20 protein-coding genes are annotated in these 21,337 nt (G+C 30.5%); 10 read left to right on the top strand and 10 right to left on the bottom strand.

Annotated elements, in window-relative coordinates:
• Positions 1-4: 4 nt before the first annotated feature.
• Complete coding sequence (locus BUC03_RS03875; RefSeq protein WP_073148450.1) at positions 5-979, bottom strand: transporter; 975 nt, start codon at positions 977-979, stop codon at positions 5-7.
• A gap of 104 nt (positions 980-1,083) precedes the next feature.
• On the opposite strand from BUC03_RS03875, the gene BUC03_RS03870 reads away from it, so the two are divergent.
• From BUC03_RS03870 to BUC03_RS03855, 4 genes are read left to right on the top strand one after another with little or no spacing between them, the layout of a single operon-like run.
• On the top strand, positions 1,084-1,362 hold the full coding sequence (locus BUC03_RS03870) for a DUF4834 family protein (RefSeq protein ID WP_073148448.1): 279 nt from the start codon (positions 1,084-1,086) through the stop codon (positions 1,360-1,362).
• A gap of 33 nt (positions 1,363-1,395) precedes the next feature.
• On the top strand, positions 1,396-3,822 hold the full coding sequence (locus tag BUC03_RS03865; protein WP_073148446.1) for a YfhO family protein: 2,427 nt from the start codon (positions 1,396-1,398) through the stop codon (positions 3,820-3,822).
• 57 nt (positions 3,823-3,879) lie between these two features.
• Positions 3,880-5,163 (top strand): glycosyltransferase family protein, encoded by a 1,284-nt coding sequence (locus BUC03_RS03860; RefSeq protein WP_317041142.1) that lies wholly within the window; start codon positions 3,880-3,882, stop codon positions 5,161-5,163.
• Entirely contained in the window at positions 5,164-6,615 is a 1,452-nt protein-coding gene (locus BUC03_RS03855) for a polysaccharide biosynthesis C-terminal domain-containing protein (RefSeq protein ID WP_073148442.1), read from the top strand.
• Positions 6,616-6,675: 60 nt separating this feature from the next.
• On the opposite strand, the gene BUC03_RS03850 is transcribed toward BUC03_RS03855, so the two are convergent.
• Together BUC03_RS03850 and uvrA are read right to left on the bottom strand one after the other, a co-directional pair.
• Positions 6,676-7,737 carry a hypothetical protein gene (locus BUC03_RS03850; RefSeq protein ID WP_073148440.1) on the bottom strand — a complete coding sequence of 354 codons (1,062 nt, stop codon included), beginning with the start codon at positions 7,735-7,737 and terminating at the stop codon, positions 6,676-6,678.
• Positions 7,738-7,953: 216 nt separating this feature from the next.
• On the bottom strand, positions 7,954-10,743 hold the full coding sequence (uvrA, locus tag BUC03_RS03845) for an excinuclease ABC subunit UvrA (RefSeq protein WP_073148438.1): 2,790 nt from the start codon (positions 10,741-10,743) through the stop codon (positions 7,954-7,956).
• A gap of 239 nt (positions 10,744-10,982) precedes the next feature.
• Here uvrA and BUC03_RS03840 point away from each other — a divergent pair, with 239 nt between their 5' ends.
• Both BUC03_RS03840 and BUC03_RS15280 read left to right on the top strand, forming a co-directional pair.
• Positions 10,983-11,573 carry an RNA polymerase sigma factor gene (locus tag BUC03_RS03840; protein WP_073148436.1) on the top strand — a complete coding sequence of 197 codons (591 nt, stop codon included), beginning with the start codon at positions 10,983-10,985 and terminating at the stop codon, positions 11,571-11,573.
• A gap of 59 nt (positions 11,574-11,632) precedes the next feature.
• Positions 11,633-11,782 (top strand): hypothetical protein, encoded by a 150-nt coding sequence (locus BUC03_RS15280; protein ID WP_200799125.1) that lies wholly within the window; start codon positions 11,633-11,635, stop codon positions 11,780-11,782.
• Positions 11,783-11,807: 25 nt separating this feature from the next.
• On the opposite strand, the gene BUC03_RS03835 is transcribed toward BUC03_RS15280, so the two are convergent.
• The gene (locus tag BUC03_RS03835; RefSeq protein ID WP_073148434.1) at positions 11,808-12,476 is read right to left on the bottom strand and encodes an endonuclease III domain-containing protein; all 669 of its coding nucleotides are present in this window, start codon (positions 12,474-12,476) and stop codon (positions 11,808-11,810) included.
• A gap of 180 nt (positions 12,477-12,656) precedes the next feature.
• Entirely contained in the window at positions 12,657-14,015 is a 1,359-nt protein-coding gene (locus BUC03_RS03830) for a hydroxymethylglutaryl-CoA synthase family protein (protein WP_073148432.1), read from the bottom strand.
• 235 nt (positions 14,016-14,250) lie between these two features.
• On the opposite strand from BUC03_RS03830, the gene bcp reads away from it, so the two are divergent.
• Complete coding sequence (gene bcp / locus BUC03_RS03825) at positions 14,251-14,700, top strand: thioredoxin-dependent thiol peroxidase (protein WP_073148430.1); 450 nt, start codon at positions 14,251-14,253, stop codon at positions 14,698-14,700.
• A gap of 29 nt (positions 14,701-14,729) precedes the next feature.
• Here the strand turns inward: bcp and aroB are convergent, their stop codons facing one another.
• On the bottom strand, positions 14,730-15,797 hold the full coding sequence (aroB, locus tag BUC03_RS03820; protein ID WP_073148428.1) for a 3-dehydroquinate synthase: 1,068 nt from the start codon (positions 15,795-15,797) through the stop codon (positions 14,730-14,732).
• Positions 15,798-15,888: 91 nt separating this feature from the next.
• On the opposite strand from aroB, the gene BUC03_RS03815 reads away from it, so the two are divergent.
• From BUC03_RS03815 to BUC03_RS03805, 3 genes are all read left to right on the top strand, one after another.
• Entirely contained in the window at positions 15,889-17,079 is a 1,191-nt protein-coding gene (locus BUC03_RS03815; protein ID WP_073148426.1) for a proline dehydrogenase family protein, read from the top strand.
• Between the two features lie 68 nt (positions 17,080-17,147).
• On the top strand, positions 17,148-18,125 hold the full coding sequence (locus tag BUC03_RS03810; RefSeq protein WP_073148424.1) for a YihY/virulence factor BrkB family protein: 978 nt from the start codon (positions 17,148-17,150) through the stop codon (positions 18,123-18,125).
• A 123-nt stretch (positions 18,126-18,248) separates the two neighbouring features.
• Positions 18,249-18,797, top strand: coding sequence for a type 1 glutamine amidotransferase domain-containing protein (locus BUC03_RS03805; RefSeq protein WP_073148422.1), 549 nt, complete (start codon positions 18,249-18,251; stop codon positions 18,795-18,797).
• A gap of 41 nt (positions 18,798-18,838) precedes the next feature.
• On the opposite strand, the gene BUC03_RS03800 is transcribed toward BUC03_RS03805, so the two are convergent.
• The 4 genes from BUC03_RS03800 to BUC03_RS03785 are packed head-to-tail and all read right to left on the bottom strand — an operon-like array spanning position 18,839 to position 21,327.
• The gene (locus BUC03_RS03800) at positions 18,839-19,174 is read right to left on the bottom strand and encodes a DUF6787 family protein (RefSeq protein ID WP_073148420.1); all 336 of its coding nucleotides are present in this window, start codon (positions 19,172-19,174) and stop codon (positions 18,839-18,841) included.
• Positions 19,175-19,178: 4 nt separating this feature from the next.
• Positions 19,179-19,583: a DUF6146 family protein gene (locus BUC03_RS03795; RefSeq protein WP_073148418.1), complete on the bottom strand. Its 405-nt coding sequence runs from the start codon at positions 19,581-19,583 to the stop codon at positions 19,179-19,181.
• A 5-nt stretch (positions 19,584-19,588) separates the two neighbouring features.
• A complete protein-coding gene (locus BUC03_RS03790; protein ID WP_073148416.1) occupies positions 19,589-20,353 on the bottom strand; it encodes a septal ring lytic transglycosylase RlpA family protein in 765 nt (254 codons plus the stop codon).
• A 23-nt stretch (positions 20,354-20,376) separates the two neighbouring features.
• Positions 20,377-21,327, bottom strand: coding sequence for a D-2-hydroxyacid dehydrogenase (locus BUC03_RS03785; RefSeq protein ID WP_073148414.1), 951 nt, complete (start codon positions 21,325-21,327; stop codon positions 20,377-20,379).
• Positions 21,328-21,337 lie beyond the last annotated feature (10 nt).

The following is a 21,337-nucleotide window of genomic DNA, read 5'->3' as shown; positions in this document are numbered from 1 at the left end:
GAGATTACTCTACTACTTCATTCTCAAAACCATCTTGTCTATTTTGTTTTACTTCTTTTTCCTTTTTTTCAACCTCCTTACTTTTTTTCTTATCCTCCATTATATATTCATCAGTACTATGCATATCTAATCTATAAGAAACTCCCAAAGCAACTTGCCATCTATAAGGTGTATCTTTAAAATTAGTTAAAAAAGACATATCTACTTGTAAGTCATTACCAAATAAGTAGGCTGCACCAAGTCTAGCAATGTCATCACTATAATAATCACTTTTAATAGCTTGGTATTCTCCAAAAACAGAAATCTCCCTGTTAATAGAATGAGTAAGGGTGAAAATACCAGAATAACTAGGGAAATCTGAACTTAATTTATCTGCAATAAAATTCATTACATATACCCATCTTCCTAAATTATGTTGAGTTATTAAGGCAAACTGAGGGGTTATTTTGTTATTTCCTTCTGGTAAATATGGGTTATCATCACCAAATGCTAAATTTAATCCAGCATACACAGAAACAGCAGGTATTAAATCTCTCCATTGAAAAGTATTATCTGCTTTCCAACTGTATAAATTAGGGCCTTCTAACATTCTTTTTTTATGAGGATCATACACTAAGTATTTTGCACCAAGTGTATTTTTGTCAAAATTGCTAAAGGTATTTTTATATTCTGTACCAGAAACAAAATATTTTTCTGTAGAACTAAGGTAAGAACCTCTTAAACTAATTTCTAAAGCTTCTCTAAAAAAACCATATCTAACTTCAAAATCTATTCCCCACAAATTTGTATCTGTACCTAATAAATCGTGATTGTCATTACCTAGCTTAACACCAGTTTCTACCTGTAAAACATTTTTACCAACCGCAAAAGCTCCCTGAGACTGTCCAGGTCTATTAGAGTTAATAGTTTCTGTATATTGAGCAAAAAGTACAGGGGAGGCTAATAAAAAGCCACTTAGTAATAGGGATTTAATCTTCATAAACGGTCAGTTTTTTTCAAATATAGAATAGTTTTTAGTAATTTTTATAGGTATTAATAAGTTTTTCATTGATGTAATTAATAGTTTTGTATAAAAAAGTAATTATGCAAGAAGCATCTTTGGTAGGTTTGGTGAGAACCATTCTTATTATACTATTTATTTATTTTGGATTGAAATTAATTTTTAAATGGTTTGGACCTCTTATTTTAAAATATTTTATGAGAAAAATGGGAGAAAAAGCCTTTAAAGGATTTAATCCGCAAGATTTTTCTAATCCTAATTCTTCCCACAACAACAAAAAAAATATAGATAAAGATCCTGAGACGAAAAGAAAGGAAAAGAAACCTGTAGGAGAGTATATTGATTACGAAGAAATTGATTAATTTTCGTGTTTTATCTTAGTTGAAGTAAATTTTATGTCTATAAATTTTAAGAAGGTTATACCACACTTATTAATTGTTGTGGGTTTTGTAATTGCAGCAATAGCGTATTTTAATCCGGTTTTGCAAGGAAAAGTTATTTTTCAGAGTGATATTTCTCAATATGTAGGGATGTCTCACCAAAACAAAGAATTAAAAGAAGAAACAGGAAAAGAGATATATTGGACAGACGCTGCCTTTGGCGGAATGCCAACTTACCAATTGGGAGCTAATTACCCACACAACTATATAAAGCAAATAGATAGACTACTTAGGTTTTTACCAAGGCCTGCAGATTATTTATTTCTTTATTTTATAGGTATTTATATATTCTTTTTATGCTTAAAAATAGACTATAAATTAGCAGCTTTAGGTGCCTTGGCTTTTGGTTTTTCAACTTACCTTATTATTATTTTAGGGGTTGGGCACAACGCAAAAGCACACGCTATTGCCTATATGCCATTAGTATTGTCTGGTATAGTACTTACATTTAGACAACGCTACCTTTGGGGAGGCTTGCTATTAGCAGTTGGTATGGCTTTACAAGTAAATGCTAACCACCCACAAATGACTTACTATTTGTTTCTTTTAGTAGTAGTTTTAGGGATAGCATATCTAATAGATTTTATTCAGAAGAAAAAAATTAAAGAATATTTTATAGCAATTGTAGTAATGGTATTTGCAGTAGTTATTGCTATTGGTACCAATGCAACTAGTATTTTAGCAACAAAAGAGTATTCTGAATTTAGTACTAGAGGAGATACAGGTTTAACCATTACTCCAGATGGTAACCAACAAGCACAAGCTTCTGGTTTGTCTTATGATTATATCACAGAGTATAGTTATGGCATTGCAGAAACTTTTAATTTATTTATCCCTCGTTTTATGGGAGGCTCTAGCGCAGAAAAATTAGGAGAAGATTCAGAATTATATAAAGAATTACTAAAAATTGGTGCTAGCCCACAACAAGCATTAGATTTTGCAAATTCTGCACCTACTTATTGGGGAGATCAAACATTTATTGGAGCACCAGCATATATAGGTGCAGTAGTAATTTTCTTATTTGTATTAGGTTTATATTTAGTAAAGGGACGATTTAAATGGTGGATTGTAGGAGGTTCTATTTTAGCCTTACTTCTCTCTTGGGGAGATAATTTTGCTCCCTTAACCAAGTTTTTTATCAACACCGTTCCGTTATATAATAAATTTAGAGCTGTATCTTCCATTCAAGTAATTATAGAATTGTGTTTGCCTTTGATGGCGGTTTACGGTTTATCTAAATTTTTTAGTAATGAAAGAACTAAAGAGGAAAAAGAGCACGCTTTAAAATTGGCAACGATTATTGTAGGAGGCTTTGCTCTATTATTTTTAGTTGCAAAATCTGTATTTTTTGATTTTGTAGGTTCACAAGACAGACAGTACATTCAGCAATTAGGGCAAAGCTTTGTAAGAGCATTAAAAGAAGATCGTAAAGCAATTTTTAATGCAGATACCCTTAGAAGTTTGGTTTTTGTATTGCTAGCAGCAGCTTTAATTTGGGGATTTTTAAAAGAAAAAGTAAGCAAAAGCTTAACCATATCTGGTTTAGCATTACTAATTGTTATTGATCTAGTAGGTGTAGATAGAAGGTATGTTAACAATGATGATTTTGTACAAGCACGCCAAATGAAACAACCGTTTCAAGCTAATAAGGCAGATGTAGAAATATTAAAAGATAAAGGTCATTACCGAGTTTTAGATTTTTCTGGTTCTCCTTTAAATTCTGCACGTGCATCTTTTTTTCATAATTCTTTAGGGGGTTACCACGCAGCAAAACCAGGAAGAATTCAAGAGTTATTCGATTTTTATATTTACAATGGGCAGCCAGAGGTTTTAAACATGTTAAATACCAAATACATTATATTATCTAACCAAGGAGAAATAATGGCACAACCTAATCCAGATGCTAATGGTAATGCTTGGTTTGTAAATAATATACAAATAGTAGCTAATGCCAATGAAGAAATTTTGGCTTTAGATAAAATAAATACTAAAGAAACCGCTGTTATTAATCAGCAATTTTCAGAAATTATTACTAACAAAACGTTTATCTCAGATTCTTTAGCTCAAATTAATTTAAAGAGTTATCAACCTGAAGAGGTAGTTTACGAGTACGAGACTTCTGTAGATAGATTAGCGGTATTTTCTGAAATTTATTACCCACACGGTTGGAAAGCTTATGTAGATGATCAAGAAATTGATATTTTACAGGCAGATTACGTGTTAAGAGCTGCGTTATTACCTAAAGGAAAACACAAAATTGTATTTAAATTTGATCCAGAAGTAATTAAAACAGGAAGTACAATTACTATTGCTAGTTGCGCAATTTTAGGACTTTTACTTTTAGGCGGATTTGTTTATACGTACAAAAAGAAAGCTATATAAAAGCATTATTTAGGTTTTAAATAATTAATATTTCAAATAACCAATATATTGAAAAAAGTGCTCATTGTAACCTATTATTGGCCACCAGCAGGAGGTCCTGGGGTGCAACGTTGGTTAAAATTTGTAAAATATTTAAAAAATTTTGGAGTAGATCCGATAGTGTATATTCCAGAAAATCCGCATTATCCTATTGTAGATAATTCTTTGGTTAACGAAGTAGCTAAAGATGTAACTGTTATTAAACAACCAATTTTAGAGCCTTACCAATGGGCAAGTATTTTTTCTAAAAAAAATACAGAAACCATAAGTTCTGGAATTATTCAAGAGAAAAAGCAACAAGGTTTATTGCAAAAAATAATGCTATGGGTAAGAGGAAATTTATTTATTCCTGATGCAAGAAAATTTTGGATTAAGCCTTCTGTTAAATTTCTTTCTAACTATATAGAAAAAAATGCGATAGACACTTTAATAACTACAGGGCCACCACATAGTCTTCATATAATAGGCTTAAAGTTAAAAGCCAAAACAAATGTAAAGTGGATAGCAGATTTTAGAGATCCGTGGACAACCATTGGTTATCATCATCAATTAAAATTAACCAAAAACTCACAGCAAAAGCATAAACTTCTAGAAAGTGAAGTTTTAAATAAAGCAAACCACATTATAACAACAAGTTATACAACTAAAAAAGATTTTAGTGAAATTACTACAAAACCTATCACAGTAATTACCAACGGTTTTGATGGGGACATTGTAGAGAGAAAAACTTTAGATAATACATTTTCGTTAGCGCATATAGGTTCTTTACTATCAGAAAGAAATCCTGAAAATTTATGGTTAGCTTTAAAAGAGCTGATAACAGAAAATAAAGAATTTTCTGAAGATTTTCAACTTGTATTTGTAGGTAAAGTAAGTGAGCAAGTATTAAACTCTGTTTTTAATTACGGATTGAAAGATTACTTAACTAATGTGGGTTATGTATCTTACCAAGAAAGTGTACAGTATAAAGAAAAATCGCAAGTTTTATTACTTTTAGAGATTGACAAACCAGAAATGAATGGAATAATCCCTGGTAAATTATTTGAATATTTACAAGCTAAAAGACCAATTTTGGCAATAGGTCCAAATAAATGGGATGCAGCAAGAATTATAAAGGAGACAAATTCAGGTAAGTATTTTAATTATTCTTCAAAAGAAAAAATAAAAACACAAATACTCAAGTGGTACAAAGCTTATCAAAGTAATGAATTGCAAGTAGATTCTTCTTCAGAAAAAATAGAAAAATTCAGCAGAAAAAAATTAACAAAGAGTTTAGCAACAATTATTAATCAACTAAGTTAAATGGGATTAGTTTTAAAACAATCTATCTCTAACATGATTACCACTTATATAGGTTTTGCTATAGGTGCTGTTAATGTGTTGTTTTTGTATCCTCATTTTTTAAAACCAGAATATTATGGTTTAATCACTTTTTTGCTGTCTGCAAGTACGTTAGTTTGGCCAATTATGAGTTTTGGAGCTCCAAACACGATGATTAAATTTTATTCCGCATTTGAGTCTCAAATACAAAAAAATAGATTGTTGACCGTAATGTTAGTAATACCTTTACTGGTAAGCATGGTTATTGGTAGTTTTGGAGTGCTGTTTTACCAAAGTTTACTTAATTATTTTGAAAACAATAAAGCAGTACAAAATTATATTGTTTTTATTTACGTAATAAGTATAGCTATTGCCTATTTTGAGGTATTCTACTCTTGGGCAAAGCTCACGTATAAAAGTGTATTTGGTAACTTTATGAAAGAGGTTTTTCATAGAGTAGGAGTAACAGTTCTTTTACTAGCTGTTTATTTTGATTACTTAAATTTAGATGGGTTTATTTATTTTCTTACTGCTATTTACGTAATAAGAATGTTTATTTTAATGATTTATGCTTTTAAATTATTACCACCAAAATTAGATTTTAAATTACCAGAACAGATTTCTAGAATTTTAAAATATTCTGTACTAATTTTAATTGCGGGATCTATCTCTACAGCACTTTTAGATCTAGATAAAGTGATGATAGAACATTATTTACCTATAAAATTAGTTTCTGTTTATAGTATTGCAGTTTATATAGCTTCTGTAATAGCAGTACCTGCAAGAGCAATGAAACAAATAACCTCACCAATTACGGCCTCGTTATTAAATCAAAAAAAGAAAGTAGAGTTAAATGATTTATACCAAAAAACCTCTAGCTCTTTATTACTGGTAAGCGGATTAATTTTTATTTTAATTGTAGTTAATGTAAACAAATTATATGAGCTTATTCCTGCAGAATATCAAATAGAAGTGGGGTTAATTGTACTACTTTGTGCTATTAAATTATATGAAAATTTTTTAGGTAATAATAATAGTATTCTATTTAATTCAGATTATTACAGGTTGGTATTAATTATTGGAGTAGTAATTGTTTTACTTGCTATTATTTTAAATATAACATTTATTCCACTTTGGGGTATTTGGGGAGCTGCAATAGCTACTTTCTCTACCTTTTTTACATTTTTTAGTATTAAGTTATACCTGGTTTATAAAAAATTTGGAATGCACCCTTTTAATAAAAAAACATTACCAATAGTCGTATTAATTACTATTACCTCTTTATTACTTTTTCAAATAAATATAAATTTACATCCGTTATTTGCTATAGCTATTAAATCTATACTTGCGTGTGTACTTTATGGCTTTATAGTGTACCAATTTAATTTTTCTGAAGATTTAAATAGTATTCTAAAAAAATATAAGAAAAAATAAACCCCTTCCAGATTTAAATATAATTTAAACCTGAAAGGGGAAAAACTAACCAACCAAAAACTATCTTACTCTAGAAGAACTTGTTCTATTACTTTCTGTAGAAGCAATAGATGAACTTCTATTAGATGTACGAGAATTTACTTGAGTTGGTTTTCTCGTACTCTGCGTATTTTTATTTGCAACACTAGAAGATCTATTTGTTACTGTACGTGTATTGTTATTTACTTTATTAGTAGATCTAGTACTTGTTGTTGGTGTTTTACTCACCGTACTTAATTGTCTATTAGATTGATTTTTAATCTCTCTAGTAGTATTAGATCTAGTATTAACGCTAGATTTAGTAGCATTACTACTTGTTTTTCTAGCTGAATTACTTCTTGTACTTACAGCAGAGCTATTTCTGGTATTAGAATTTCTTACAGTAGCTACACTTCTTTTATTACTCACTCTTGTACCTCTTTGGTAAGAAGCAACTCTTTGAGAAGGTCTGTAAAAATTACTTCTGCTATAACGGTTAACCTTGTAATGAGTTCTATAATAATTATAAGATACTCTATTAGGTTGGTAATAAGCTCTATAAGGTGTGTGATAAACTATAGCGTGTGTTACTACTGGTTTTCTATAATAATTATGCCAAGCTCTATGTACATATCTAGTATTATAGCTATTAATGTAACCTCTGTAATAACTATTACCATAAGAATTATAATAAATATATAAACCCCCAACTTGAGCTACTTGTCCGTAATTATTGTAATTAATTAAAACATTACCAGCTTGAATTATTCTACCATAATAATCATAATAAATAGGGATTGATTCTATTTGTATAACAGCCCCATAATCATCATATTGTACATACGGATCGTAATTATAACCACTATTGTAACTTATGTTTACATTAGGTGTATTTATATTAAAATTGAAATTGCTGTTTGGTTGATAATAAAAATCAAATTGACCATCAGGATATATTGCGAATTCTACATTTCTTTCTACAAAAATTATAGATGAATTATATCCATAATTATAAGTACTTGTAGAATTATCTACCGACTTATTTTCAGCGGAAGTAGTAAAACCTATAAGAGTTAATACTACTAAGGTGATTAGATTTTTCATAATTATGGAATTTTATAAGTTAATATGAAAACTTTAAATCAAACTGCGTGCCAAAAATATAAAAACTTAATTATCAGGTATTTGTAAGGTTTTTAAAAAACAGAAACCCCTTAAGTGATACTTAAGGGGTTTCTTACTAACCAACCAAAAAATAAATTATGATGTAATTAAATTACACCTATAATTATGGTTAATGAATTTCAATTACCGTGCCAACTACTTTAGTTTTTCTTTTAAATATTTAGCTGTGTAAGATTTTTTGTTTTTAGCAACTTCTTCAGGGGTTCCATAAGTAATTAGGTGTCCGCCATTTTCTCCTCCTTCAAGGCCTAAATCAATTACATAATCGGCACATTTTACCAAATCCATATTATGCTCAATTACAATTACAGAGTGTCCTTTTTCAATTAACGCATAAAAAGATTTTAATAGCTTATTAATATCATGAAAATGTAAACCTGTGGTAGGTTCATCAAAAATAAATAGAGCTTTATCTTTAGTAGTACCTTTTCCTAAGAAAGAAGCTAATTTTATACGTTGAGCTTCACCACCAGATAGGGTAGAAGAGCTTTGCCCCAAAGTTACATAGCCCAACCCAACATCTTGTAGTGGCTGTAATTTTCTTTTAATTTTGGTTTCATTATGTTTATTAAAAAATGCTATAGCATCATCTATAGTCATATTTAATACATCGTCTATAGAAGCGTCTTCGTATTTAATTTCTAAAACTTCTTGTTTAAAACGTTTACCGTGGCAAGTTTCACATTCTAAATGAACGTCTGCCATAAATTGCATTTCTATAGTTACTTCTCCTTCTCCTTTGCAAGTTTCACAACGACCTCCATCTACATTAAAGCTAAAGTGTTTGGCTTTAAACCCTCTTACTTTAGCCAGATTTTGATTTGCAAATAAATTTCTTATATCATCGTAAGCTTTAATATAGGTAACGGGATTAGATCTAGAAGATCTACCTATAGGGTTTTGGTCTACAAATTCTACATTTTTAGTATTGCTAAATTTCCCTTCTACCTTTGTTAATTGTCCTACTTTTTCTCCGTAACCTCCAGTTTCTTTTAAAATAGAAGGATATAAAAGGCGTTTTACCAAAGTACTTTTACCACTACCAGAGACACCAGTAACAGCTGTAAATATGCCTAAAGGAAATCTTACATCAATATTTTTTAGGTTGTTTTCACGTGCTCCAATAATATCAATGTAGTATTTATAGTCTTTTCTCTTCTTGGGTATGTCAATAGTTAAGCTGTTATTAAGGTATTTTGCCGTTAAAGAGTCAGATTTCAATAATTGTTTAAAGTTACCTGTTGCTACTACATTACCACCTAAAGTACCTGCTTCTGGACCAATATCTATAATTTCATCTGCCGCTTTCATGATGTCTTCATCGTGTTCTACCACAATTACGGTATTTCCTAAGTCTCTTAAAGATATTAGTACATTAATTAGTTTTTCTGTATCTCGAGGGTGTAAACCAATAGAAGGTTCATCTAGAATATACATAGAGCCTACTAAACTACTACCTAAAGAGGTTGCTAAGTTTATACGTTGTGACTCTCCACCAGATAATGTGTTAGATTTTCTATTTAATGTAAGATAATCTAAGCCTACGTTAGATAAAAATTGTAATCTATTAGTAACTTCTTTTAATAGGCGTTTGGCAATATGTGCATCGTGTTCGTTTAACTCTAATTGTTTAAAAAAAGCACTTACTTTATCTAAAGGTTTTTCTACTAAATCTGTAATGGTGGCTCCACCAATTTTCACGTAATTAGATTCTGGTCTTAAACGTTTACCTTGACAAACAGGACATTTTGTTTTTCCGCGGTAACGAGAGAGCATTACTCTGTTTTGTATTTTGTATGCTTTTGCTTCTAGATGATCAAAAAAACTTGTGAGACCTTCAAAATACTTATTTCCTGTCCATAAAAGGTTTTTTTGCTCACTTGTTAATTCAAAATAAGGCTTGTGTATAGGAAAGTCAAATTTATGTGAGTTATTTACTAGTTGGTCTCTATACCAACCCATACTATCACCACGCCAAGGGAAAATAGCATTCTCGTAAATAGAAAGCGCGGTGTTAGGAATAATTAAATCTTCATCTAAACCAATAACATCTCCGTATCCTTCACACTTAGGGCAAGCGCCGTATGGATTGTTGAAACTAAATAAATGAATATTTGGCTCGTTAAAAACAATGCCATCTAATTCAAATTTATTGCTAAAATGCCTTAGTTGATTGTCTTTTAGGGTTTCTATATATAATTCTCCTTTTCCCTCATAAAAAGCAGCTTGTATAGAATCTGCTAATCGGTTATAAAAATCTTCCTCATCTTTTTTAACAATTCTATCTACTACCAGAAAAGTATTTTCAGATTTAGCTTTTTTTAAATCTGCTTCATCAATTCTAACAACATTATCTTTTATTTTAATTCTGCTATAGCCTTGTTGGGCAAGTACTTTTACTTTTTCTTTTAAGTTTCTTCCTTTTTCTACAATAATAGGCGCAAGAAGCAGTAATTTTTCTCTATCTGAAAAACTTTTAATAAAATCTACTACATCACTTACCGTATCTTTTTTTACCTGATTACCAGAAACAGGAGAGTAGGTTTTTCCTATTCTTGCAAATAAGAGCTTTAGATAATCATAAATTTCTGTAGAAGTACCTACGGTAGATCTAGGGTTGGTAGAGTTTACTTTTTGCTCTATAGCAATAGCAGGGGCAATACCTTTAATATAATCTACCTTTGGTTTATCTAATCTGCCTAAAAACTGTCTTGCGTAAGAAGATAAGCTTTCTACATAACGCCTTTGGCCTTCTGCATATAAAGTATCAAAAGCAAGGCTAGATTTACCAGAACCAGAGAGCCCTGTAATTACAACTAGCTTGTTTCTAGGGATAACTACATTAATATTTTTTAAATTATGGAGTTTGGCTCCTTTTATAATGATGTTTTCTTTGGGATTTACTTTAGAAATATCTTGAATCATAGCAAAATTTAAGAATAGCCAACAAAGATAATTAAACTAAGTGGGCTTAAAAAGTGAGAATCTACTTATACAAATGTTAAATTTTTTAACTTATTTGGTAATGTTAAATATATGTTGTTATATTTAACACTTTCAAACCCCAAATTACTTCAAGCCTATATAGCAGCATTACTTCAAATTAAAGTTTATTAACCAAATTTAATTGACTTAAGTTCAACTTAAGAATAGAGGTAACCGCTATGAAGAAAATCGAAACAATTACAGACGCTACATTAGTTAGGCAGTATTTAGAGGGTAGTGAAGATGCACTTTCTAAATTAATTAACAGACACCAACAACGTATTTACAATTTTATTTACTCTAAAGTATTTGATCGTGATGTAACAGAAGACATCTTTCAAGATACTTTTATTAAAGTGATTAGAACTTTAAAAAGAGGGAAATATAATGAAGAAGGTAAATTTTTACCTTGGACCATGCGTATTGCTCACAATTTGGTAATAGATTATTTTAGAAAAAATAACCGCATGCCTAAGTTTGATAACAGTGGTGATTTTAATATTTTTTCTGTACTGCAAGATGAAGATTTAAATGCAGAAAAATTAATGGTAAAAGACCAAATAGAAAGCGACGTAAAGAAATTAATAGAAGAGTTACCAGAAGATCAAAAAGAAGTTTTGATTATGCGTATTTACAGAGATATGAGCTTTAAAGAGATTGCAGAGCGTACAGATGTAAGTATAAATACAGCTTTAGGAAGAATGCGTTATGCACTTATAAATTTAAGAAAGGTGATAGAAAAACACGATATTGTTTTAACGAAGTATTAATGATGCAATAAGCTATTTTTTTTTACGTTATTTATATATACTAACAAAAAATAGTCTTAATGGAAAAAATTTACTTTAACCAACCCCCTAACAAAAAGGTGGAAAAATTAAACCCTAAAAAAGAAACCATTCAGTTTCTCTTAAATTATTCTAAAGCCTTAAGTATTATAGAAGGAAAGCATATGAGTTATGAAAACCTTCTTAACTGAACTTAAAAAATCCGTAAATAAGATATTATTTACGGATTTTCTTTTTATTATCTTCATAAGCTTTAATCACAGATTTTCTTCCTATGGTTTTAGTAATAATATCTTTGTCTAAATTCCAACCACGAGCGGGAGAGTACTCTCTACCATACCAAATTATTTGTAAGTGAAGTCTATTCCAAACTTCTTTAGGAAACAGGCGTTTAGCATCTTTCTCTGTTTGTTGTACATTTTTTCCGTTAGTAAGATTCCATCGATACATTAATCTATGTATGTGTGTATCTACAGGAAATGCAGGAATACCAAATGCTTGAGATACTACTACGCTTGCCGTTTTATGACCTACAGCAGGGAAGGTTTCTAATGCTTCAATATTTTTTGGTACAATTCCGTTGTATTCTTCAATTAAAATTTTAGAGAGTCCGTAAATACCTTTTGCTTTCATTGGAGATAAACCTACTGGTTTAATAATCTCTCTAATTTCATCTACAGAGAGTTTCACCATATCATAAGGGTTATCTGCCTTTTTAAAAAGTAAAGGGGTAATTTGGTTAACCCTTACATCGGTGCTTTGTGCAGACATTAATACTGCTATAAGTAGAGTATATGGATCTTTATGATCTAGTGGTACAGGTATTTCTGGATATATTTCTTCTAGCGTATCTATTACAAATTGTACTTTTTCAGCCTTGGTCATAATAGTTTTTAAATTTTGAATTCAAAAGTATAAAAATTAAGCTTCTTGCTGAGTTAACAAGTAAAATTATGTAATGAAGTATTTGCTTAGATTTTTAAGAAGCTAATGGCAAAACTTATTGGTTACTCAAAAATGTCTTGTAAGTAACCAATAAGTGAAAACTTGTAACAGTTTATGCAATTATTCTACCCATTTATAATAACGAGCACCTATTAAATTTTCTTTTTCGTTTTCAATGCTATCTAAAACCCATTCTTGCTTGGGAGAAATTACACTAGTGTTTATTTCTTTTTTATGTAATTGGTGGTAAGTATCTATATCTATGTGCTTACAAGCGTCTAGAGTTTTAAATAAGTTTTGTTTGGCTATAATTTTTTCTGAGCCAGTTACTATTTTACCTTCAAATACTTTAGATTTTGCACCACTACCATATGCCATAAATCCAAATACTTTACCTGATAAATCTTTTCCGTTCTCATAAAAATCACATAAAGTAGAAAGCATACCCATAAACATAGAAGCGGTATACATATTACCAATTAGAGAAGACGCACGTTCTGCAGGGGCAAATTTTTCAGCAACAAAAAATTTATATTCTTCAGATTTACTTAATGCTTTTAGTTTACTAAAGTACTCCTCATCGTCTTTCTGGTAATTTTTAGCCAGTTCTGGGTTATCTGAGGCATAAATTTCAGCAAACATTCTGCGTGCTTGAAAAGAGTATGGCAGGTGCATAATAATAGCTTCCCAGGTTTGGTAAAGAGTTTCTTCTTCTTGTTTTAGTTTTTTAAATTGAAAATACGCATCTGTAGTTCTTTCTATATAACACTCGTTAGAGTACTGACCGTCAAATACAGGTTGTTCTTTAAAAATTTCAATTTCACTCTCTAACACTCCTTGCCATTCTTCATTATTATGTATGCCAATACTTTCTTTTTTAATGGTTCTATGAGGTTTAAAAAAATCAAAAACTCCTTTAGTACTTACAGAAATATTATTTTCTATTTCCATAAGTCTAGGGTTTTTGCTTATTAATAAAGCTACTGCACCGGCACCTTGAGTATATTCTCCAGTAGAGTTTAAATCGTATTTGGCCACATCTGTACAAATAACGATTGCTTTTTTAGTAGGATTAACTCTTACAAAGTCTAAACAATTATGAAAAGCATCTACACCACCAATACAAGCAAAAGTAAAATCTACAGCATCACAATGTGTAAATTTACCTTCACCAAAATAATTGTCCATCATTCCTATTAAATAAGAACCAATGGGTTTAGAGGCATCTATACCACTTTCAGAACCTACGTAAATACGGTGAATTTCTGAAGGTTCAATATCTTCTTGCTCTATTAGTTTAGTAAGTGCATTAGCAGCAAATGTTATTACATCTTGGTGTACATCTGGAAAAGTCATTTTTACAAGACCTAAGCCTTTTTCTAACTTTGCGGGTTCTATATTTCTTGCAATTGCCAAATCTTGGATTGGTAATTGAATTTTTGGTATATCAAAACTGATACTATCTATTCCTATTTTCATATTACAAAAGTAAAAATCGCACTTTTTTTAAGCAAGATAAATATGTTGAAAATGCCTATAATTACTGACTTTCTATTAAAAACAATTCATTTTTTAATAATTCGTTAATTGATTGTCTTTTTACATTGAAAAATTAAATAATCTATAAAATAAAACAATGATCATTTACTTAAAATGCTTTTATTATTATAGAGAGATGAGTATATTTCAGCAAGAAAAGAAATAATTATAGATAATGACAACTTTAAAAGCGGGAGATGCTGCTCCAGAATTTTCAGCAAAAGATCAAGATGGTAATACACATACTTTAAGTGATTATAAAGGTAAAAAATTAGTAGTATTTTTTTATCCTAAAGCAAGTACGCCTGGTTGCACGGCAGAAGCATGTAATTTGAGAGATAATTGGGAGACATTTCAATCTCAAGGATATGATATTTTGGGAGTAAGCGCAGATTCTGCTAAAAGACAAACTAATTTTAAAGCTAAAAATGAATTACCATTTCCCTTATTGGCAGATGAAGATAAAGCTGTAATTGAAGCTTTTGGAGTTTGGGGACCAAAGAAATTTATGGGTAAAGAGTATGATGGTATTCACAGAACTACTTTTGTAATTGATGAAGAAGGTAAAATTAAAGAGGTAATTAGTAAAGTAAAAACAAAAGCTCACGCAGAGCAAATATTATAAAAAAAAGCCGGATTAATATCCGGCTTTTTTTAGTTAGCATAATAGTTAAATGACTCATATATAATATCATTTGGTACCAGACAATCTATTTTAGAAACTCCTATTTTTTCTAAAAGAACAAAGTTAATATTACCGTGACTGTTCTTTTTGTCATATTTCATTAGTTTAATAATCTCTTCTATATCTTTAGTGCTGAAGTTTACTTTTTGAAAAGTTTGAAGCATTACGTTTTTAATATTGTCTGTTTCTGCCCTAGATAACCCTGTTAATTTAGTAGAAATGTATGCAGCCAAAACCATCCCTACAGCAATAGCCTCTCCGTGTAAAAGGTCTTCTTTTTCTGGGTTAGTAATAAAATAAGACTCTATAGCGTGGCCAAGTGTATGACCAAAATTTAAAGTTTTTCTTATACCATCTTCATTCAAATCTTTAGAAACTACTTCGTGTTTAATTATAACGCTTTCATAAATAAGATTTTCTAAATCTGTACTGCTAAGTTGAGAAAGGTCACTTAATTTTTTCCAGTAAGCTTCATCTTTAATAAGTCCATGTTTCAGCATTTCAGCTAAACCACTTTTCATTTGGTTTTGTGGTAAAGTAGCTAAAAAACCTACATCTATTAAAACCATTTCAGAATTACTAATAACTCCTATTTGATTTTTTAAATGCCCTAAATCTACACCAGTTTTACCACCAACAGAAGCATCTACCATAGCTAGTAAAGAGGTAGGTATATTTATATAAGGGATTCCTCTTTTAAATGTGCAAGCCACAAAGCCACCAAGATCTGTTACTACACCGCCACCAAGATTAATCATAAGTGATTTTCTATCTGCATCTAAATCAGATAAAGTTTGCCAAACCCCATTGCAAGTATCAATTGTTTTATTGGTTTCACCAGGTTCAATTTCAATAATTTCTACCTCTACATCCGTAGAAAGTTGCTGTAAAAAAAATGGAGCACAATGCTCTTGTGTATTGCTATCTACAAGAAGAAAAATTTTTGAAGGTTTACTATTTTTAAGGTAATCATTTAATTTTTGGAACGCCTCTTGCCCAAAAAGTATAATATTATTAACAGACTGAATTGATTTCATTAAAATATACGTTAAATGTTACTCGAAATTACGTAGAAAATTCAGAAATGTGTTATTTCAAAACTTATATTTGCGAAAAATTCAACAATCGATGGTAACAAAAATTTTCAACAACACTAAACGTGCTTTTGCACTTAAAAGTGATAAAGAATTAAAAAAAGCTCTTTTTATTTTCGGAATGATGAATAAGCCAGCATTAGTAGCTATTGGTACAAGAGTTACAAATCTAGCCATTAAATTGAATTTACCGGTAGATGGTCTTATTAGAAAAACAATTTTTGAAATGTTTTGCGGTGGTATTAGCATGAAAGATTGTGAGCCAGTTATGGAGAAAATGTACCAAATGCATGTGCATAGTGTATTAGATTTTTCTAAAGAAGGAGAAGAGGCAGAAGAAGTTTTTGATAAGACTCTGGAAATTAAAAAAGACATTGTAAAATTTGCTAACGGAAAAAAACAAATCTCTTTTACCGTATTTAAACCTACAGGAATAGGAAGATTTGAAATTTGGGAAAAAGTATCTGCTAAAGAAGAATTAAGCAAAAAAGAGCAAGAAGAGTGGGAGAGAGTAAGAAATAGAGTAGATGAAATATGTAAGTTAGCTTATAATTTAGATACTAAAATTTTAGCTGATGCTGAAGAATCTTGGATGCAAGATGCAGCCGATGATCTTTTAGAGGAAATGATGGAGAAGTATAATAAAGAAAAAGTAATTGTTTATAATACTTTACAATGTTACCGTTGGGATAGATTGCAGTATATTAAAGACTTGCATAAACGAGCAAAAAACAAAGGTTTTAAAGTTGGAGCCAAAATAGTTCGTGGAGCCTATATGGAAAAAGAAAATGCAAGAGCAGAAAAGATGGGTTACCCAACTCCTATTTGTGAAGATAAAGAGGCTACAGATGTAAATTTCAATGCAGTACTTTATTATGCAATGCAAAATTTAGAAGACATTTGGTTATACATAGGTACACATAATGAAGTAAGTACTTATTTAACCATGCAGTTGATGGATGAAAAAGGCATAGACCAGAGAGATGATAGAATTTGGTTTAGCCAATTATTTGGTATGAGTGATCATATCACGTTTAATTTAGCGTTAAATGGTTTTAATGCTGCAAAACTGGTTCCATTTGGTCCAGTAAAAGATGTAATTCCGTATTTAATAAGAAGAGCACAAGAAAATTCATCTGTAAAAGGGCAAACCGGTAGAGAGCTTGCTTTATTAAGAGAAGAGAAAGATAGAAGAGATGGTAATTTTACCAAGACTATTGCTTAAAAAATTTATATCTTAATTAAGTATTAAATCCCACCTACATCAAGGTGGGATTTTTTATTTTAGATACTATGATAAAATATTTTAAACTTTTACCAAAGACTTATAAAGAATGGATGAAAAACAATCCGTTTGAGCAAAGTGCTGTAATAGCATATTATACCTTATTTTCTTTGCCATCTTTACTGGTTATTGTAGTTTCTGTTGCAGGTTATTTTTATGGCAGAGAAGCTATACAAAATCAAATCACTTCAGAATTTGCTGTTTTTATTGGAGAAGGAGCTGCAGAAGCTATTAACACCATGATTTCTAATGCATTTTTAGAAGGTGGCTCAATTATAACTATTCTTTTTGGTATAGGGATGTTGTTATTTGGTGCCACAGGAGCTTTTTTTCAGCTTAAAAGAGCTATGAATAGAGTATGGGGAGTACGAGCTAAAAAAGATAACTTTCAACGTATACTTTTAGATAGAGCTATTTCTTTAGGAATGATTTTGGTAATTGGTTTTATGCTTTTAGTATCCTTAGTAATTTCTGCAGTAATACAAGGTTTAGGTGATTATTTAAGAAATTTTGCCCCAGAGATTACCTCATTTGCATTATCAATCTTCAATTTTTTAATTTCCTATATATTTATTGGTCTTTTATTTGCTGGTGTATTTAAACTTTTGCCAGATATTAAAATTAATTGGAAAATTACATTTGTAGGCGCTTCTGTTACAACTATTTTATTTTTAGTAGGGGAGTTTTTATTAGGCTTCTATTTTGGGCAGAGTGATCCAACTTCTGTTTACGGTGGTGCTTCTTCTGTTATACTTATATTACTTTGGGTATTTTACTCTTGTTTAATTATGTTATTTGGAGCAGAATTTACCGTGCAATATGCCTTGTTTCGAGGAGTAAATGTAACGCCTAATAGTTTGGCAGAGTCTGCTTTAAAACAAGAGTTAGAAGAGTTGAAACAAAGAGAAAAAGATATTAAAAAAAAGGAAAAACTTTTAGATGAGCTGGGAGAAGATGGTCCTGGTGAACATGCAGAACAATTTTAGGGTTTATATTAATAAAGTTTAACTTCTACAGTAAATGGTTTAAAACTTCTTTAATACAAAGATCTATTCTTATTACTTAATTTTGAAGTGAAAGAAAAATAAATCACTAAAAATTAAATTGTTATGAATAAGAAAGTAGCCATATTAGCAACTGACGGATTTGAAGAAGTTGAATTTACATCTCCAAAAGAAGCTTTAGAAAAAGAAAATTTTGAGGTAGATGTAATTAGTATTAAATCTGGAAAAATTAAAAGTTGGGATGTAGATAATTGGGGAGCAGAATTTGATGTAGATAAAACCATAGATCAAGTTTCTGCAAAACAATACAATGCACTTGTGTTACCAGGTGGCGTTATTAATCCAGATAGTTTAAGAACCAATGAAGATGCTTTGGTATTTGTTAGAGACTTTTTTAAACAGCATAAACCAGTAGCAGCAATTTGCCACGGACCGCAAACTTTAATTAATGCAGATGTAGTTAAGGGAAGAACAATGACGTCTTACCCATCTATAAAGAAAGATTTAGAAAATGCAGGAGCATTATGGGTAGATAAAGAAGTAGTAGTAGATGAAGCTTTTGTTACTAGTAGAAAGCCTGACGATTTACCAGCATTTAATAGTAAATTAATAGAAGAAATTAAAGAAGGAAAACACGAGTTACAACACGCTTAATTTCTTGTAAATAGAATAATAAAGATCCGTGGTAAATTATGCTACGGATTTTTTTTTACAGAACTAAATAACAATCCGCCGCTTAATCTGTTTAGCATTTTCTTTTCAAAATTCCAGAAGAATTTAAATTGCCCAAAAATAGATCCAATTACTACCAATAAAACCTGATAAAAAGGGAAAATTAACAATATTCTAAGTGTGTAATATCCAAAACCACCTAAAAAACCTTCACCAAAGTGAGTTCTATCTAAGTTTATATATTCTAAAAATGGTTTAGCAACATACACAGAAGTAGAACCTGTAATAGCAAAAACTATAAATATGATAACAAGTTGAAAGTTAGAAGTAACATTCCATTTTTCTTTTAATTTTTGCATATAACTACCTTAGTTTTTGATTGTATTCTTCTTGAAAAAATAAAAAATAATGATATAGTAAATAATTTACTTCATAACCATAATTAACTGTAGGCTCATAATCAATTTTTTGCGGGTATAAACCAGTAGTAGAGTAAGGGTAACTTACAACTCTATTGTTGTAAGTTACCACAAATCTCCAATTTTTTTGTTCTAGATAATTTTGAGAATAAAAACCTCGAGGTTTTTGGGTTGCTATCCAAGAAGAAAAGCCAGGTTCAAATACAATTAACTCGTAATTTAAACTGTCGTTGGCAATTCTAATAGTATCATTACTGTAATTGTTACTAGACTCTAATTTCTTTACAGAACTTGTAGAACAAGCCATAAAAGCAAGAACAATACTAAGAATAGCAACTAAATTTCTCATAATAATTACTGCTGAAGTGCAGAAAAGTCTATAGTAAAACTACCCGGGTATTTTACAGAAACCTCTTCTTTAAAACGATCTGCTTGTTTTCTTGTTTTAAATTTCCCTAAAATTAAGCTGTATACTTTTATATTTTGTATGGTTTTTACTTGTACAGTAACATTCTCTTCATAGCTTATTTTAAGGTTATCTGCCAATCTTATTAAATTAGCTACTTCTTGAAAACTACCAACTTGTACACCAAACCAATCTGGCTCATCTACTTTATTTATATTAAGCTCATAAAATTCATTTGGTTCTACATTTGTAACTGCTGAAGAATTTTTAGGCGTAGTAGTGCTAGTTTCGTTATTGTTTTCAGAAGAAGAATTATCTGCTACACTTTGGTTTGGAGTGCTTACATCTTCTATTGTATCATCTGCATTACCTACCACTTCTATAGCAACATCTGTAACACCAATTGGTACATAACCTAATTCTTGCGCTGCAGATTTAGAAAGATCTATAATTCTCCCACTAACAAATGGTCCGCGGTCGTTAATTTCAACTACTACAGATTTGTTATTAGCTAAATTAGTAACTCTTACTTTAGTACCAAAAGGCAAGTGTCTGTGAGCAGCTGTTGCTTTGTTATGGTAATATTTTACTCCACTAGCAGTTCTTCGTCCTTCAAACTTATCAGCGTAAAAAGAAGCTTTTCCCGTTTGTACTTGAGCAAAAGCTATTACGCTGATAAATAAGAAGCATATGGTAATTAAAAATTTCTTCATTTTTTGGTTGGTTGTTAAAGGTGTTAGTTCAAAATTTCAATAATCTGATTGGCTAATTCTAGACCAATTCTATCTTGAGCCTCGTTGGTAGAACCTCCAATATGTGGAGTTAATGAAATATATGGACTCATTAAAATTTTGATTTCTGGTTTTGGTTCAGATTCAAAAACATCTAAACCTGCAAAGCTTAATTTTCTTTTATCTAAAGCTTCTACTAATGCAACCTCATCTATAACTCCGCCACGAGCAGCATTAATTATACCTGCACCGTCTTTCATCATTTCTATTTCTTGCTTTCCTATAACGTATTCTTTTTGAGAAGGTACGTGTAAGCTAATAAAGTCTGAATTTTTTAATAATTCTTCTTTACTAATGGTTTTAATGGTGAAATCTACTTTTTGACCGTCAAAGAAATCTAGTTCAATAGTCGCTTCATCTACATATCCGTCTGAAGCAATCACTTTCATCCCTAAACCTAATGCAATTTTAGCAGTAGCTTGACCAATTCTACCAAAACCAATAATACCAATAGTTTTACCTCTTAGCTCTACACCTTTAGCGTAGTTTTTCTTTAAGTCTTTAAATTTAGACTCTCCTTCTAAAGGCATATCTCGGTTAGCATTTTGCAAAAATCTAACACCACTTAAAAGGTGAGCAAAAACTAATTCTGCTACACTAGCAGAAGAAGCTGCAGGAGTATTAATTACTTTAACTCCTTTTTCTTTTGCGTACTCTACGTCTATATTGTCTAGACCAACGCCACCACGACCAATTATTTTTAAACTTGGGCAAGCATCGATAATATCTTTTCTTACTTTGGTAGCACTTCTTACTAAAATAACTTCAATTTGATGTTTATTTAGGTAATCTATAAGTTGCTCTTGTGCAACTTTGGTAGTAATTACTTCAAAACCGTTGCTCTCTAAATGATCTATTCCGCTTTGAGATACACCGTCGTTAGCTAATACTTTCATATTCTTTATT

The sequence above is a fragment of the Mesonia phycicola genome (assembly GCF_900141885.1).
Taxonomy (GTDB): domain Bacteria; phylum Bacteroidota; class Bacteroidia; order Flavobacteriales; family Flavobacteriaceae; genus Mesonia; species Mesonia phycicola.
This window is presented reverse-complemented; position numbering and strand designations above follow the sequence as displayed.

What these genes read in the sequence shown, in the direction of transcription:
- BUC03_RS03810 (WP_073148424.1), top strand. Translation starts at nt 17,148, where the DNA reads ATGATAAAATATTTTAAACTTTTACCAAAGACTTATAAAGAATGGATG.
- BUC03_RS03785 (WP_073148414.1), bottom strand. Translation starts at nt 21,327, where the DNA reads ATGAAAGTATTAGCTAACGACGGTGTATCTCAAAGCGGAATAGATCAT.
- BUC03_RS03855 (WP_073148442.1), top strand. Translation starts at nt 5,164, where the DNA reads ATGGGATTAGTTTTAAAACAATCTATCTCTAACATGATTACCACTTAT.
- BUC03_RS15280 (WP_200799125.1), top strand. Translation starts at nt 11,633, where the DNA reads ATGGAAAAAATTTACTTTAACCAACCCCCTAACAAAAAGGTGGAAAAA.
- BUC03_RS03800 (WP_073148420.1), bottom strand. Translation starts at nt 19,174, where the DNA reads ATGCAAAAATTAAAAGAAAAATGGAATGTTACTTCTAACTTTCAACTT.
- BUC03_RS03870 (WP_073148448.1), top strand. Translation starts at nt 1,084, where the DNA reads ATGCAAGAAGCATCTTTGGTAGGTTTGGTGAGAACCATTCTTATTATA.
- BUC03_RS03875 (WP_073148450.1), bottom strand. Translation starts at nt 979, where the DNA reads ATGAAGATTAAATCCCTATTACTAAGTGGCTTTTTATTAGCCTCCCCT.
- BUC03_RS03830 (WP_073148432.1), bottom strand. Translation starts at nt 14,015, where the DNA reads ATGAAAATAGGAATAGATAGTATCAGTTTTGATATACCAAAAATTCAA.
- bcp (WP_073148430.1), top strand. Translation starts at nt 14,251, where the DNA reads ATGACAACTTTAAAAGCGGGAGATGCTGCTCCAGAATTTTCAGCAAAA.
- BUC03_RS03850 (WP_073148440.1), bottom strand. Translation starts at nt 7,737, where the DNA reads ATGAAAAATCTAATCACCTTAGTAGTATTAACTCTTATAGGTTTTACT.
- BUC03_RS03835 (WP_073148434.1), bottom strand. Translation starts at nt 12,476, where the DNA reads ATGACCAAGGCTGAAAAAGTACAATTTGTAATAGATACGCTAGAAGAA.
- BUC03_RS03795 (WP_073148418.1), bottom strand. Translation starts at nt 19,583, where the DNA reads ATGAGAAATTTAGTTGCTATTCTTAGTATTGTTCTTGCTTTTATGGCT.
- uvrA (WP_073148438.1), bottom strand. Translation starts at nt 10,743, where the DNA reads ATGATTCAAGATATTTCTAAAGTAAATCCCAAAGAAAACATCATTATA.
- BUC03_RS03805 (WP_073148422.1), top strand. Translation starts at nt 18,249, where the DNA reads ATGAATAAGAAAGTAGCCATATTAGCAACTGACGGATTTGAAGAAGTT.
- BUC03_RS03815 (WP_073148426.1), top strand. Translation starts at nt 15,889, where the DNA reads ATGGTAACAAAAATTTTCAACAACACTAAACGTGCTTTTGCACTTAAA.
- BUC03_RS03790 (WP_073148416.1), bottom strand. Translation starts at nt 20,353, where the DNA reads ATGAAGAAATTTTTAATTACCATATGCTTCTTATTTATCAGCGTAATA.
- aroB (WP_073148428.1), bottom strand. Translation starts at nt 15,797, where the DNA reads ATGAAATCAATTCAGTCTGTTAATAATATTATACTTTTTGGGCAAGAG.
- BUC03_RS03865 (WP_073148446.1), top strand. Translation starts at nt 1,396, where the DNA reads ATGTCTATAAATTTTAAGAAGGTTATACCACACTTATTAATTGTTGTG.
- BUC03_RS03840 (WP_073148436.1), top strand. Translation starts at nt 10,983, where the DNA reads ATGAAGAAAATCGAAACAATTACAGACGCTACATTAGTTAGGCAGTAT.